Source organism: Rhodococcus sp. PML026 (genome assembly GCF_000963615.1).
GTDB classification, from domain to species: Bacteria; Actinomycetota; Actinomycetes; order Mycobacteriales; family Mycobacteriaceae; genus Rhodococcoides; species Rhodococcoides fascians.
The window spans coordinates 1-13,379 of record NZ_KQ031368.1 but is presented as its reverse complement, the minus strand read 5'-3'; the positions used below and the strand labels follow the sequence as shown (position 1 = coordinate 13,379).

The 13,379-nt window shown below is 61.6% G+C and carries 13 protein-coding genes and 1 pseudogene; 7 read left to right on the top strand and 7 right to left on the bottom strand.

The annotated features are described in order from the left end of the window. The first annotated feature begins 9 nt into the window (after positions 1–9). Positions 10–1,488: a mannitol dehydrogenase family protein gene (locus tag VF34_RS02980; protein WP_045840790.1), complete on the top strand. Its 1,479-nt coding sequence runs from the start codon at positions 10–12 to the stop codon at positions 1,486–1,488. Here VF34_RS02980 and VF34_RS02975 read toward each other — a convergent pair. From VF34_RS02975 to VF34_RS02965, 3 genes and pseudogenes are all read right to left on the bottom strand, one after another. Next, the gene (locus VF34_RS02975; protein ID WP_032375211.1) at positions 1,476–2,267 is read right to left on the bottom strand and encodes an acyl-CoA thioesterase; all 792 of its coding nucleotides are present in this window, start codon (positions 2,265–2,267) and stop codon (positions 1,476–1,478) included. The genes VF34_RS02980 and VF34_RS02975 overlap by 13 nt on opposite strands. Positions 2,268–2,321: 54 nt before the next feature. Continuing rightward, the gene (locus VF34_RS02970; RefSeq protein WP_045840789.1) at positions 2,322–3,611 is read right to left on the bottom strand and encodes an MFS transporter; all 1,290 of its coding nucleotides are present in this window, start codon (positions 3,609–3,611) and stop codon (positions 2,322–2,324) included. A gap of 82 nt (positions 3,612–3,693) precedes the next feature. After that, positions 3,694–4,740 (bottom strand): annotated as a pseudogene (locus VF34_RS02965) (SDR family oxidoreductase). Positions 4,741–4,907: 167 nt separating this feature from the next. Between VF34_RS02965 and VF34_RS02960 the strand changes: the two are divergent. Further along, positions 4,908–5,150 carry an ArsR/SmtB family transcription factor gene (locus VF34_RS02960; protein ID WP_331386591.1) on the top strand — a complete coding sequence of 81 codons (243 nt, stop codon included), beginning with the start codon at positions 4,908–4,910 and terminating at the stop codon, positions 5,148–5,150. On the opposite strand, the gene VF34_RS02955 is transcribed toward VF34_RS02960, so the two are convergent. Then, positions 5,134–5,409, bottom strand: a complete 276-nt coding sequence (locus VF34_RS02955) for a hypothetical protein (protein WP_156158476.1) — start codon at positions 5,407–5,409, stop codon at positions 5,134–5,136. The genes VF34_RS02960 and VF34_RS02955 overlap by 17 nt on opposite strands. Then, a complete protein-coding gene (locus tag VF34_RS02950) occupies positions 5,406–6,908 on the bottom strand; it encodes a DNA methyltransferase family protein (protein ID WP_045840786.1) in 1,503 nt (500 codons plus the stop codon). The genes VF34_RS02955 and VF34_RS02950 overlap by 4 nt, the downstream gene beginning before the upstream one ends. A gap of 115 nt (positions 6,909–7,023) precedes the next feature. Here VF34_RS02950 and VF34_RS02945 point away from each other — a divergent pair, with 115 nt between their 5' ends. Together VF34_RS02945 and VF34_RS02940 are read left to right on the top strand one after the other, a co-directional pair. Then, the gene (locus tag VF34_RS02945) at positions 7,024–7,527 is read left to right on the top strand and encodes an SdpI family protein (protein ID WP_052718560.1); all 504 of its coding nucleotides are present in this window, start codon (positions 7,024–7,026) and stop codon (positions 7,525–7,527) included. A 163-nt stretch (positions 7,528–7,690) separates the two neighbouring features. After that, positions 7,691–8,902: a Fic family protein gene (locus VF34_RS02940; RefSeq protein WP_045840784.1), complete on the top strand. Its 1,212-nt coding sequence runs from the start codon at positions 7,691–7,693 to the stop codon at positions 8,900–8,902. Between the two features lie 18 nt (positions 8,903–8,920). Here the strand turns inward: VF34_RS02940 and VF34_RS02935 are convergent, their stop codons facing one another. Then, positions 8,921–10,222 carry a TetR/AcrR family transcriptional regulator gene (locus VF34_RS02935; RefSeq protein ID WP_231578171.1) on the bottom strand — a complete coding sequence of 434 codons (1,302 nt, stop codon included), beginning with the start codon at positions 10,220–10,222 and terminating at the stop codon, positions 8,921–8,923. 116 nt (positions 10,223–10,338) lie between these two features. Here VF34_RS02935 and VF34_RS02930 point away from each other — a divergent pair, with 116 nt between their 5' ends. Beyond that, positions 10,339–10,599, top strand: a complete 261-nt coding sequence (locus VF34_RS02930) for a LuxR C-terminal-related transcriptional regulator (RefSeq protein ID WP_032399142.1) — start codon at positions 10,339–10,341, stop codon at positions 10,597–10,599. Positions 10,600–10,602: 3 nt separating this feature from the next. Here VF34_RS02930 and VF34_RS02925 read toward each other — a convergent pair whose 3' ends face one another. Then, the gene (locus VF34_RS02925) at positions 10,603–11,256 is read right to left on the bottom strand and encodes a DedA family protein (RefSeq protein ID WP_027497716.1); all 654 of its coding nucleotides are present in this window, start codon (positions 11,254–11,256) and stop codon (positions 10,603–10,605) included. 87 nt (positions 11,257–11,343) lie between these two features. On the opposite strand from VF34_RS02925, the gene VF34_RS02920 reads away from it, so the two are divergent. Then, entirely contained in the window at positions 11,344–12,372 is a 1,029-nt protein-coding gene (locus VF34_RS02920; protein WP_045840783.1) for an SMP-30/gluconolactonase/LRE family protein, read from the top strand. Between the two features lie 99 nt (positions 12,373–12,471). Continuing rightward, positions 12,472–13,379 (top strand): IS110 family RNA-guided transposase (locus tag VF34_RS02915; protein WP_442970608.1); only part of this gene is annotated, 908 nt, incomplete at its 3' end.

The window sequence follows — 13,379 nt, the reverse complement described above, 5'->3', positions numbered from 1 at the left end:
ACCGAAGTCATGACCGAGCTTCGTCGCACCACGTTGGAAGACCTACCGGCGACCGTCGCGAGGCCCGCGTACGACGCGGACGAACTGCACTGCGGTGTGGTTCATTTCGGTGTCGGTGCGTTTCACCGCGCACATCAAGCGGTCTACTTCGACCGATTGCTCGCGGCCGGGCACCTGGACTGGGCGCTGTGCGGGGTAGGAGTGCTGCCCCAGGACAAGAGAATCGGAGAGGTCCTAGACGCCCAGGACTACCTCTACACAGTCGTGACCGTCGACCCCGACGGCATACATGACGCCCGAATCGTCGGCTCCGTCGCCGATTTCGTCTTCGCACCCGACGATCCGCAGGCCGTCATCGATGTGCTGAGTTCACCGTCCACGATGATCGTGTCCCTGACCATCACCGAAGGCGGTTACGGCGTCGACGATCTCACGGGCGCATTCGAGCCCACCGACCCGTCGGTGCTGGCGGATCTCGAGGATCTCGCCATACCGAAGAGCGTCTTCGGTTTTCTGACCGTGGCTCTCGCCACCCGTCGATTCCACGGAGTTCCGCCGTTCACCGTGATGTCGTGCGACAACATCGTTCACAACGGCGCGGTCACCCGCACCGCGCTGACGTCCTTCGCGCGCCACCACGACAGCGACTTGGCCGACTGGATCGATGCCACGACCGCGTTCCCCAATTCGATGGTCGACCGCATCACGCCGGCAACGACGTCGACCGTCATCGAGGATGCTCGACGTGACTTCGGCATCGACGATCGGTGGCCCGTCCAGTCGGAATCGTTCTCGCAGTGGGTACTCGAAGACACCTTCTCGTTCGGGCGGCCACCGTTCGACGAAGTAGGAGTGCAACTCGTCTCCGATGTCGCACCGTACGAGCACATGAAACTTCGGCTGCTCAATGGATCCCACCAGGCCATGAGCTACCTCGGCATCCTCGCCGGATACACCCACGTTCACGAGGTGATGGCGGATCCGGACATGCGTGAATTCGTCGCATCGTACATGCGTGCGGAGGCTGCCCCGACGCTCGCGCCGGTGCCGGGGATCGACCTCGACACCTACATAGAGCAACTGCTGCAACGATTTTCGAGTCTGGCCGTTCGAGACACCCTCGAACGTCAGATCGTCGACGCCTCCGCGCGAATCCCGAAATTCGTGCTGCCGGTACTGCGAGATCGGTTGGCGCACGATCGGACCGTCGATCATTGCGCGTTGATACTCGCCGGATGGTGTGGGGTGTACGAGCGTGGAGACGTGCCCATGATCGACGTCGATGCGGAGCGTCTGCAGCGACTGTCGTGGGAAGACCACGACAATCCCGGAGCATTCCTGACCAATCGCGCAGTGTTCGGGGACCTCTCGGTTAGCCCGCGACTACGAGGTGCGTACCAGCGAGCCAAGCGTTCGCTGCAGGACAACGGTGCGAGGGGCGCGGTACGACGACTGGTCGAACAGTCGTCGGTGAGTCACACCTTGTAGTAGACCATCTGGTGACTGGTGGCCAGCAAAATCCCGCCCTCGGTCCACAATTCGGCAGTCTGGTCGAAGTAGCCCTGGTGAAATCGGCGTGCCCGCGCGGTGCCGAGGACGTATCCGTCGGAATGCTGCTCGAGATCCTCGGGCGTAGCGAAGTAATGGGTAGTCAACGAGATCGTCCCAGCCGGAACATACTTGCCGAGCCGCTGGAAGATCCGCGGATAGAACACATCGCTCAGCGAGGTCAGGGCCGCGAAGTCCATCGGCCGCGGTGGTGTATCGCGGATCCACAGAGTTTCGGTCGAGTCAGCGGACTCCTGATCGCTCAGTGCGCCGTGCACGAAACGCATCTCGTAGTTCTGTGCCCACGCGATGGCGTCGGGAAGACCGCCCTGCTTCGTGTCGGCGGGGGAGGGAACGTCAGGGACCGTCGCCTCGATGTTGTCCCAGGTCTCACGACGCGAACCGAACACCGCGGTCGCGGTCGTCGCCACCGCACCGTTCTGAGTCAGTTCGAGATACCAGTGCTGGTTGCTTCGGTTGGTCCGCACAGGGCGAGCCGAGATCTCGAAATCGCCCTCGGCGACAGGACCGGCGAAGTTCACCGTCAACGAGACCGGTGTTCCCTGGCAGTCGGGATGGAGCTCGATGGCCCGGACGAACGATGCAGCAGTGATTCCGCCGAACGGGCCGACCATGTTGTTGTACGACGGCGACGTACGTCCGGCGTACGTGCCCTCGCCGACACTCTCGAGTGCGACTGCTGCGTCGAACGGGTGCATTGACTCTCCTACGGCCTCGGACGGTGTGCCATCCGATCGTAGTGTCGCCGATAATCAGTCCAGGTCCTGGCCACGCTTCTCCGGCATCCACACCATCGTCAAGAACGAGATCACGGCTGCTGCAGCGAGATAGTAGAAGAACCAGTCGGCGTGGCCTGCGTCGGACAAGGCATTGACCAGTAGGGGAGCGGTGCCACCGAACAACGCAACCGTGAGGTTGTACCAGGCCCCGATACCGACACCTCGAAGCTCTGCCGGGAAGGCTTCGGCCAGAACGGCAGGAATGATGGCCGAGCACATCGCGAACAGCAGCAGGCCGACGCAGAAGACGATCAGCAGTTTGACGAACGACGGCCCGATCAGCTTGGAGAGCGGGATGATCAGAATCGCGAACAGTGCAGCGTAGGTGAACAATTGCGGCTTGCGGCCGATGCGGTCCGCGAGAGCGCCCATGGGGTACTGCAACGCGACGAACATCGCTGTCGCAATCGACAAGGCCACGAACACGTCGTTGGCCTCCGCTCCGCGTTGCTTGACGGCGTAGGGCGTCATCGCGGAGAAGAACGTGTAGTAGGCGAGAGTGGCGAGGAGAACGAATCCCACGACTTGCAGGACGGCACGAGGATGGTGCTTCATGGTCATCCACAACGGGTTTCGCACGGCCTTCGCCTTCACTGCGTTGCGTTCCTGGTTGTCGGCTTCGGCCATGCCGCGTCGCATCCAGAGTCCCACTACTCCGAGCAGCCCGCCGATGACGAACGGTACGCGCCAGCCCCACGAGCTCAGTTGGTCGTCGTCGAGCACGAACGTCAGGTACGCGCCGAGTAGTGAGGCAAGGAGAATGGCCGTGCCGGTGGAGATGTAGTAGAACGACGAGTATCGGCCCCGCCTGTCGTTCGGGGCGATCTCGGCGAGGTAGGCCGAGGCATTGGAGACTTCACCGCCCATCGACATGCCCTGGACAATCCGGGCCAGCAACAGCAGAATCGGAGCGATCCACCCTGCCACGGAAAACGTGGGGAGGACCGCGATCGCGAACGACCCACCCGACATCATCGCGATCGTCAGGATCATTGCCTGACGTCGCCCTCTGAGATCGGAAAAACGTCCGATCAGCAAGCCCCCGAGCGGCCTGAAGAAGAACGCCACCGAGTACGTCGCCAAGGTGCTCAACAGAGCCACAGCCGGGTTGTCACCGGAGAAGATCTGGGTCGCGAAGTAGATCGAGAATGTCGCATAGACCGTCCAGTCGTACCACTCGACGGCATTGCCGATACTGACTGCGAGTAGTTGCTTCTTGGGCATCACGTGCCGAGTGGACGTCGATTCGGACTTCACTGACATGGCGATCTCCTTGTCGGGGGCGTGCGTCGAAAAGCCTATGCCTCCACAGCTACCGGGTGCGGAACCACCGAGCCCGATTCGCTCAGGGAATGATTCGTTGCCGCCGGAGATCTGTGACGATGCCGGCGAACATCGCCTCGGTGTCCACGAAACGATGAAAACCCATACGGCGGGCCTTGGAGCCGTCGGATATGACGTCGTAGTCCCAGGAGAACACGAAGTCGCCGAACGCCCAGGACGACACATCGCGGTACGGAGTGGGCTTCAGCTCGTGTTCGGCAACGATCGAATTCCACAGCGGCTCTTTGTCGGCCATGACGTCGGCCAGTGACATGGGCAGTGGGGTGGCAGTGTCCAAGCCGAAGATGTCCGCGATGCGCGGCTACATGTCGTTCCAGCGGAACAGGTCTCCGTTGGTGATGTTGAATGCCTGGTTCGCGCACGCCGGCGTAGTTGCGGCCCAGACGGTCGCTTCGGCGAGCAACGATGCGTCGGTCATTTCCAGCAGAGATCCGAAAGCACCGGGCTTGCCCGGGAATCGCATGGGTACGCCCAGCTTCTTGCACATGGTGGCGTAGACAGAGATGACGGTGGCCAGATTCATCGGATTTCCCAGCGCTACACCGCACACCACGGATGGCCGGATAGCCGACCAGGACCACCTCTTTCCGACCTGAAGGCTTTCGAGGAACTGTTGTTGGTCGACGTTGAACTCGGGCGGCATGTGTGGTGGATCGGATTCGCGCGCAGGGGTTTTGAACGGGCCAAGGTGCGCGCCGTACACCTTGTATCCCTGCATCAGGCTGACGTGTTCCAGATCGGGAGAACTGTCTTCGATCACGGTGACCACGTTGACGAGCATCGCCAGATTGGGAGGCACCAGCTCGGCCCACGTGGGGCGTTCCTGGTACGCGGCGTAGAAGATGTGCGTGACGTCTGTCAGGTGCGAGAGTCGGCGTCGAGTCTCGTCGCCGTCGAGCAGGTCCACCGCAGTGTGCTGGACGCCTTTGCTGTCGATACCGCCGCGGCGGGACAGGCCGATGATGTTCCAATCCCCGGTCCGCTGCAGATGTTCGACCAGATTTCCGCCGATCACGCCGTTGGCCCCCACGACTACTGCTGACTTCATCAACTTCTCCTTATCTGAATATCGCGATATTGCGATGTATGGGTAAGTAGACCACACATCGCGGTATTGCGATATTGGAGTACGCTTCGAGGGTGGCTGACGAACTGAGTCCTGCGGAGCTTGCGGCAGTGTTCGGTGCTCTCAGTAATCCGGCGCGATTGGCGATCATGCAATGGCTCAAGGATCCGAGCGACTTTCCGCCGCAGCTCGAGCCGGCCGAACTGGTAGGGGTGTGCCTCAAGCACATTCAATCCAGAGCGGGCGTCTCACAGTCGACTGCTTCGCAATACATGGCGGTGCTACAACGCGCCCACCTGGTGACCAGCACCAAAATCGGGCCCTGGGTGCACTACAAACGCAACGCCGACTACCTCGACCGATTGGCCGAAACGATCAAGACCGATCTGTGACGTCTCCACTGCGTCGGCGCGACCTCTGTATGTGGCCTGCCAGCAGGTTGATGATGCCGGACAGTGCGATGATGCGCCGACTCTGACGGGCCAGCCATGTCGAAATGAGGGCTGCGAAACCGGCGAATACGCAGAGGAAGATAGACACGAAGATCAACGCGCTCCACTTCGCCACGGTAGCCACCACGAACATGCCACCGCCGATGAAAAAGAGGACCAGCTCTGGAATGGGCTGTCGCTGAGGAGGATCAACCGTCACAGCTTTTTGCCTCTCGCGAGATCCACCGCGTGAGTGAGCGATGCTGCCTCGAACACTAGACCGTGCGCAGCTGCCGCCGCTGCGGAACGCTCACTCAGTACGACGGGGTCGGTCGCCCGGGCGATCGCCGCGAGATCGATGCGTTGTAGGAGCTTCTTCGTCACGGGTCGCTTGCTGTCCCAGAAGGCCAGAGCAGCAATGAGATCGGTAGCTTCGGGCCCGGTCAGTAACGCGTGGGCGACGGAGCAGGCTGCGGGGTCCTCGAAAGGGAGCAGATAGGTGGCATCGTCGAACACCGCTGGTTTGCCGTCGTAGGGACCGACCATCCTGAATTGTGGAATCTTGTGGAACCCGGAAATCGCAATCTTGTACGGCGCGAACGTGTACGGGCCTACACCGAAGATGCAGAACCGGGCTCTATTGCGATAGATCGACGACTTCCGCCCGTCGAGCGCCGCGGCGTTGGCGTTGAGGTATGCCCACAACTTCGGTGCGGTGTGCGCCAACTGCTCGGTGTCGTCACCGGTATGCGACTGCGGCACGATCATCCACCTGGACACCGAGTCCAGCTTGTCGCGGTAGACATCGGTGCACTTGAAGAGTGGGAACAGGTAGTCGGCTTCGATGTCCACGCCGGTTCCCAGTTTGGTTCGTGGGCCGCCATTCTCGGCCAACTCCATCACCGCGGTGGTGTCGTGCTTGATGCCTTGCCGCCACACCAGAGGGCTGGTGCCGTCGAAGTGCTTGCTGCGCTGATATGCATCGACGTTCGCGACCAGTCGGCCGTCGACGACTCCGATTCTGTTGTCCGGCTGCGACGCATCGATGCTCGGAAATGTCTCTGCGGTGTAGTCGGTCTGGCCCGGCCCGAGTTCGACAAGGAACCAGCAGGCATCGACCCCTGCGTCGAACCACTTTTTCGCATCGATCATTCGTAGGCTCGAACCGGTCACCGGAAGCTGATGCCGAGCACAGTGCAGCAGAACGTTTCGAGCTACCTGGGTCTTGCAGATCATCGCGATGGTTGCGGGTCGATCTGCGAATTCGGTGAGCAACTTGATCCAAATGAACTCTGCGATATCGAAGTTGGAGCTGCCGGTGATGGCGTCGATGCCGCGGGCGTTCTTCGTGTTCGTGCGGGCGGGTCGATTGGCGGAATCGAGCACCGACAGTTGCGAGTTGGTGACCCACGGTGGGTTGCCGATCACGAGGGTCGCGCCGGGCCGCGAACTCCACTCGATATCTCGGGCCAGATCGAAGTCGAAGATCGACGCTGTGATAATCCTGCCGAATTGTGCTGCTGACGAGGCATACTCGGGCTGCACCTCGATCCCGACGCGCTCTGTTTCAGGGTGAGTCCGGGCCATCACCGACAGGAAGTTCCCGACACCGCAGGTGGGTTCGAGGACGCGGGTCCATTCGCGACGAGGCAGGGCGTTGACCAACGCGCGCGCCAACTCGGTCGGAGTCTGAAAGTCTCCGAACTCGTTGTTGGGCATCGATGCCTCCGGCAGTGGTGCGGATAGGTGCCGTCTGTGGCACAGGAGCATAGCCTGCGGAGCGACCCAGAGGCTCAGCACCACACCACTGCCGCAGGCGCTAATGTTGACTGGGATGAAGCTTTCGCGCGCTGCCCTACTGCTGTCCAGTCTCGTCTTCATCGGTGTTCTCGTCTGGGTCGCCGTCACCGCGGGCGACGAGATACCCGCTCATTTCGACGGATCCGGTCAGGTGGATCGGATGGACTCGAAGCTCTCTTTCCTCCTCACGATGGGTGGTACCGGGTTCGTCATGATCGGGTTGTTCGTCAGCGTCGGGTGGTGGCTGCCGAAGGTCCCGGCCCAGCTGGTGAACCTGCCGAGTCGACGACTGCACGAGTACTGGACTGCCCCCGAGAATCGGCCCGAACTGAACCGCAAGATTTCCGAGGACCTCGACTGGATCGGAGTCGCCTCCGCACTGCTGTTCGCCTGGATCTGCGTCGTTGCGGGCACGACTACAGGTGCGTCGGTGAGCGCGTGGGTGTTCGTGGTGCCGACTGTGCTTTATGTGGTGGTGATTCTGGGATATGCGGCCTTCGCGTTCATCGGCAGTCGATACCGTATTCCGAAGGACTGAGTCAGGGGAGTGGTTGCAACATGGCCAATTTCGAGCCTGACTGTAAAAGGTAGCTGCCATCGGCGAGGTCGACCTGCATCTCGACATTGTCCGAACGCACCGATCGTACGGTTGAGCAGGCCATACCAAACCATATACAAATAAGGTTTGGTATGGTCACATAATGGCAGACGGTGAGGCCGGTGCATCCTGGCCTGCGGTGGAGTTCGAGAGCCGGCCGTGGCGTGTCGCCGATTCGTGCATGTCGCGCGCCCAGAGGCGGCTGCATCAGGGTGACTATCGAGCAGCTGTACCGCCGCGTATTGCAGAGGTAGAGCTGAACCTGCCTGCGCAGCTGATCGCGGAGTCGGAGGACGCCCTCCGTGAGATCGTTCGATTCGACCACTATGCCTCTGAGCGGCTCGGTTCATCGGTGGAACTTGCACCCATGAGTTCGATTCTGTTGCGGACGGAAAGCTCGGCGTCCTCTCAGATCGAGAATCTGACCGTGGGAGCCAGGGCACTTGCACTCGCCGAATTGGGTGCGCCCACAACGCGGAACGCCTCGATCGTGTCGGCAAACGTCCGTGCGATGGAAGCAGCACTCGAGGTCGGATCATCGATCGGAGAAGCAAGCGTGCTTCAGATGCACCGATCGCTGATGGAGTCCAACGGCGATCCGTTCCCGGGGCAATGGCGAACTCAGCAAGTCTGGATCGGGGGATCGGATATAGGCCCGCACCGTGCCGCTTTCGTTCCACCGCACCACGACCGGCTTCCGGGTGCACTTGCCGACCTGTTCGAGTTCGCAGCTCGTTCGGACTTGCCCGTCATCCCGCATATCGCCGTCACGCATGCGCAATTCGAAACGCTTCACCCGTTCACGGACGGAAACGGGCGAACGGGCCGAGCCATAGTCCACGCGATGCTGCGGAGGGCAGAAGTGACGGAGCGAGTGACGGTTCCACTGTCTGCTGGGCTCCTCACGGACACCGCAGGCTACTTCCGAAGTCTGGATGCCTACCGCGCCGGGGATGTCGAGGCGATCGTGCGAAGCCTCACCGCTGCCACGTTCCACGCCGTCGAAGGTGGGCGGCGATTGGTAGACGAGCTGTCCGACGTCAGAACCGAGTACACCGATCGCGTCGTCGCACGCAGCGACTCGGTTGTGTGGAAACTACTCGACGCGCTGGTAGCGCAACCGGTCGTCGACAACGCCTACGTACGAAACACATTCGCCGTCAGCGAGATTGCGGCTCAGCGGGCAATCGACAAGCTGACCGAGGTGGGAATTGTGCACCAGACGTCGAAGGGGCGACGAAACAGGGTGTGGCAGGCCGAGGAGATACTTGCCGCTCTCGACGACTTCGCGGACGGCATCCGGCGGGTCCGATAACACGCACTCGGTCGATGCTCAGTGCACACCGAGACCGTCGAGGAGGAGTTCAGCGACGAAGTTCGCGTTGTCCTGCGGGCTGTTCTGTCTTCGTGTGAAGCATCGCATCAGCAGCGTATTGGTGATGCCTGCTGCGAGATCGACTGGGCTCGAGCTCTTTCGGAACACCCCGCTGTCCTGACCCCGCGCGATGACCGGCCCGATGATTGCCGGAAGGTTGAGTTTCTCCTTGATCGAGATCAACCCCTCCGGCTCGCCGTACGTGTCGTGTGCGACGGCGACGAGGAGTGCATCCATGAATTCGAGTTCGTCGGCGGCGAGCTGCGCGCACCGCAGCATGTGATGTCGCAGAATCGTGAGCTCGTCGAGCCCCAGCAACTGGTCGTCGGCTACCGACTCGCGAAGATGATCGACTCGATTCTGCAGGGCTGCAACGATGACGGACGGCTTGGTCGGAAACAGCGTCTTGCAGGCCGTCCTCGGCACTCCTGCGATGTCGGCGACGTCGTCCATCCGCGTCATGAAATAGCCACGCTTTCCGAATTCGTCGCGCGCAGCTGTGACGATCGCAGCGCGAGGATCACGCGGAAGCGGGCGTTCCTCGATCGGTGAATCGACTGCTCCCACATCATCGAGGTGCTGATGACGTCCGGACGTGTCGACGACGGCCCCGAGGAAGGCAAGCACCGCGTCGGACATCACCTCGGCCGATACGGACGCGGCGTCCGCCTGACTGCGGAGGCGGAATCCATCGATGATTGCGTTGACCGTCACTGCGAACGTTCGGGCTGTGAAGGGACGGCGAAAGGCCCCACCGTCGGGGTCGAACAGTGCCTCGAACGCGCCCAGTACGGCTTCGTCTCGGACGCGGTACTCACTTATCAGGGCCGGGGACGACGGTCCGCCGAAAACGTGGTCCAGAAGAGACTCGGTGATGCTCTTCCGGTCGACGATTGCCGGGAAGTGCTGCGCAACGAGCGCCGACACCGTTGCGCGAATCGATGCACCGCTGTTCGTCACCTGGCTGCGAACTGTTTCGTGGACGTCGGTGGGCAGCGAGGTCCGGGCCAGCTGCTCGACCACCTTGTCGAGAAAGTCGGCCTTGGTGCTGAACTTGCGGAAGAACGTCGCTGTCGACGAGTCGGATGCGTGGACGACGTCCTCGATGCGCATACCCCGGTCGAGAATTCGTCGAGGATCCGCGACCAACAATGTGACGGCCGCCTCGACGAAATGGGTGGCAGTCGCGTCGAGCTCGTTCATGGGGACGGACTGCACCGAGGTGAGACCGACCGTGACGGTGCCGGTGACAGTACTCACTCTCGGGTGAGAGCGACCTCGGTCATCAGTCGGAGTGACCCAACGGAAAGAGTGCGGTGTTATGTGCTGTGTTCGCGCCGCCGGGACAGCGGTGGTGCCCGATATCAAGGATTTTCATGACAGTTCTCGACATCCGCATCCACGAAGGTCCCGATCCGCGGCTCAGCGCTCGTGAAATCGAAGTGCTCACCACATGGCTGGTGTCCGACTCCAAGTCGGAGGCGTCGCGTGCGCTCTATCTGTCGATGGGAACTGTGAACACCCACTTGTCCCGGATCCGAGCCAAGTACTCCGCGGTGGGGCGCACGGCACCCACCAAAGCGGCATTGTTGGCGAGGGCTCTGCAGGACGGCTTCATCGATATCGATGATCTGTGAGGTTCACTCGACCTCGACGCGCCTCGACTTCATTTTCTTCACCACGAACCACGCGATCAGCGCCACAACGATGCCGATGACGATGTACTGGAACACGGAGGCGTAGTTCTCCACATAGTGCCAGTTCTCGCCGAGGAAGTATCCGGCCAGCACGAAGATCGAGTTCCAGATCAGGCTGCCGAGCGTGGTGTACAACGTGAACTGCAGTACCGGCATCCGTGACACACCGGCCGGAATCGAGATGCCCGAGCGAACCACCGGGATCATGCGGCCGAAGAACACCGCCGACCGACCGTGTCTGGTGAACCAGTCCTCGGCCTTCGTCAGATCCTCGGTTCCGACGAACGGCATCTTCTCGACAATGGCGTACATCCGGTCACGTCCGAGTTTGATGCCCAGCCAGTAGAGAACCAGAGCGCCGAGCACCGATCCGGCCGTCGTCCAGAACAACGCACCGAAGAGCGTCATCCCGCCCTGAGATGCGGTGAAGCCCGCCAACGGCAGGATGATCTCGCTGGGAAGCGGCGGGAAAAAGTTCTCCGCAGCGACGGCAATACCGGCACCGGGACCGCCGATCGCCTCCATCAAACTCACCGCCCACCCGGCGATTCCGCCGAGTTCAGTGCTGGTCGCGGCAAGGGTGGAGAGCTCACTCATGACTACGACTGTACGAAACGTCTCGACCGAAAATCTGCTCACCAGGAGAAATGCCAAGAAATTGAGACATATGGAACACTTGCGAGGGTGAAACGAGCCCCCCAGGTACTGCCCGTTGTTGCCGCCGCCACACTCCTGTTGGGTGCCTGCGGGTCCTCCGATCCGGAGCCGACCCCCGCTTCCGCTGCCACTGAATCGTCAGCTCCGGCGTCGTCAGCTCCGTCGTCGTCCGGCCCATCGAACGCCGGCGTCTACAACTTGCCGGGCACAGGAGTCTTCCCCGAAGGCATCACCGCCGCCGACGACACGTTCTACGTCACCTCCACTTCCGACGGTGCCGTGTTCCGCGGAACCGTCGGATCGCCGGACGTGTCGGTGTTTCTGCCCGGAGGCGCGGATGGACGCACGGGTGCTGCCGGACTCGACGTGCTCGATGACGACGATCGGCCCGACTACTTGGTGATCGCCGGAGGGGCGACAGGCAAGGTGTGGGTGTACGACGCCAACTCCGGTGATTTGGTAGCCACGTTCACCAACGGTCTCGGCACCGACGCGACGTTCCTCAACGACGTTGCGATTGCCGACAACGGCGATGCCTTCGTGACGGATTCACGCAGCCCGGCGCTGTACCGCATTCCGTTCGACCAAATCGTGGCTGGGACGCAGGACGCTCCGATGGAGACGTTCGTGAACTTCGACGGCAGCCCGTTCGTCTACGGGGAGGGCTTCAATGCCAACGGCATCGTCGAGAACGACGACGAATCGGCGCTGATCGTTGTGCAGTCCAGCACCGGAAATCTGTATCGGATCGACAAGACCTCGAAAGAGGTCACCCAGGTCGACCTCGGTGGGGCGACGCTCATGAACGGCGATGGCATGGAGATGGACGACGACACGGTGTATGTCGTCCGCAATCGCGACGGTCTGATCTCGAAGGTCGACCTCGACGATGATGGCCGGCGCGGATCCGTCACCGGCGAAATTACGGACCCATCGTTTGCCTACCCCACAACCGTTGCAGCAGTGGATGATCGACTACTGGTGGTCAACAGCCAGTTCGACAAGCGTGGGGGAGAACCGGTCGAGCCGTTCACCGTCAGCTCTGTTCCCGAGTAGACGGTATGGAGGTCTTGGCTGGGGCCCCTCCGCATGTAAGCGTGGGTTGCCGACAGGAGTGGGTCCTGGCCGGTAGAGCCACAGATGTGGGAGGCCCCAGTGAAGAATCATCGTACGAGTGTTGGTTTGGATGTGCACGCACGATCGGTGGTGGCGTGCGGTTTGGATGGCGAGACGGGCGAGTTGTTCGAGCGTCGCATGTCGCCTGATCACAAAGAAATCCTGGAGTGGATTCGTTCGCTGCCAGGACTGGTGCATGTCGTCTACGAGGCGGGCCCGACCGGTTTCGGTCTGGCCCGTTTTCTGTTGGCCGCCGGTGTCGATTGTGTGGTGGCGGCACCGTCGAAAATTCAGCGTCCCCCTGGTGACCGCATCAAGACCGATGCCCGTGATGCCCGGCATTTGGCTCGGTTGCTTCATTTGAGTTCTATTGTGCCGGTTCTGATTCCGAGTACCGAGCAGGAGTCCGCTCGTGATCTGGTGCGAGCAAGGGAGGACTGCCGCGGCGATCTGGTGTCCGCACAGCATCGCCTGACACATGTGCTGCTGCGTCAAGGGATCATCTACAGCGGCGGCAAACCCTGGACCGCAGCCCACGATCTGTGGTTACGTCGCCAGCGGTTCGATTCACGTGCACTGCAGATCACCTACGACACCGCCTACGAGACCGTCATCGCCACCACCGAACGCCGGAATCGTCTCGATACCGCCATCGCGGACATGGCTGCGCATTCGTCGTTCACTCCGGTGGTGACCCGGCTGGGGTGCCTTCGTGGGGTGGCGACGTTGACAGCGTTCGGTTTGGCGACGGAGATCGGTGAGTGGGACCGGTTGACCGGCCGCTCGATCGGTGCGTTCGTCGGGTTGATCCCGACCGAGCATTCTTCCGGTGAATCCCGGTCGCAGGGCGGTGTCAGCAAAACCGGCAATGCTCACGTACGCCGACTGCTGGTCGAGGCTGCCTGGCATCATCGCAAGCCGTATCGGCCGGGGCGTGAACTGGTGGC

Excerpts from the sequence above, each read along its gene's own strand:
- VF34_RS02970 (WP_045840789.1), bottom strand. The coding sequence starts at position 3,611 with ATGTCAGTGAAGTCCGAATCGACGTCCACTCGGCACGTGATGCCCAAG.
- VF34_RS02945 (WP_052718560.1), top strand. The coding sequence starts at position 7,024 with ATGAAGCTTTCGCGCGCTGCCCTACTGCTGTCCAGTCTCGTCTTCATC.
- VF34_RS02975 (WP_032375211.1), bottom strand. The coding sequence starts at position 2,267 with ATGCACCCGTTCGACGCAGCAGTCGCACTCGAGAGTGTCGGCGAGGGC.
- VF34_RS02960 (WP_331386591.1), top strand. The coding sequence starts at position 4,908 with ATGCAATGGCTCAAGGATCCGAGCGACTTTCCGCCGCAGCTCGAGCCG.
- VF34_RS02930 (WP_032399142.1), top strand. The coding sequence starts at position 10,339 with ATGACAGTTCTCGACATCCGCATCCACGAAGGTCCCGATCCGCGGCTC.
- VF34_RS02925 (WP_027497716.1), bottom strand. The coding sequence starts at position 11,256 with ATGAGTGAGCTCTCCACCCTTGCCGCGACCAGCACTGAACTCGGCGGA.
- VF34_RS02950 (WP_045840786.1), bottom strand. The coding sequence starts at position 6,908 with ATGCCCAACAACGAGTTCGGAGACTTTCAGACTCCGACCGAGTTGGCG.
- VF34_RS02940 (WP_045840784.1), top strand. The coding sequence starts at position 7,691 with ATGGCAGACGGTGAGGCCGGTGCATCCTGGCCTGCGGTGGAGTTCGAG.
- VF34_RS02980 (WP_045840790.1), top strand. The coding sequence starts at position 10 with ATGACCGAGCTTCGTCGCACCACGTTGGAAGACCTACCGGCGACCGTC.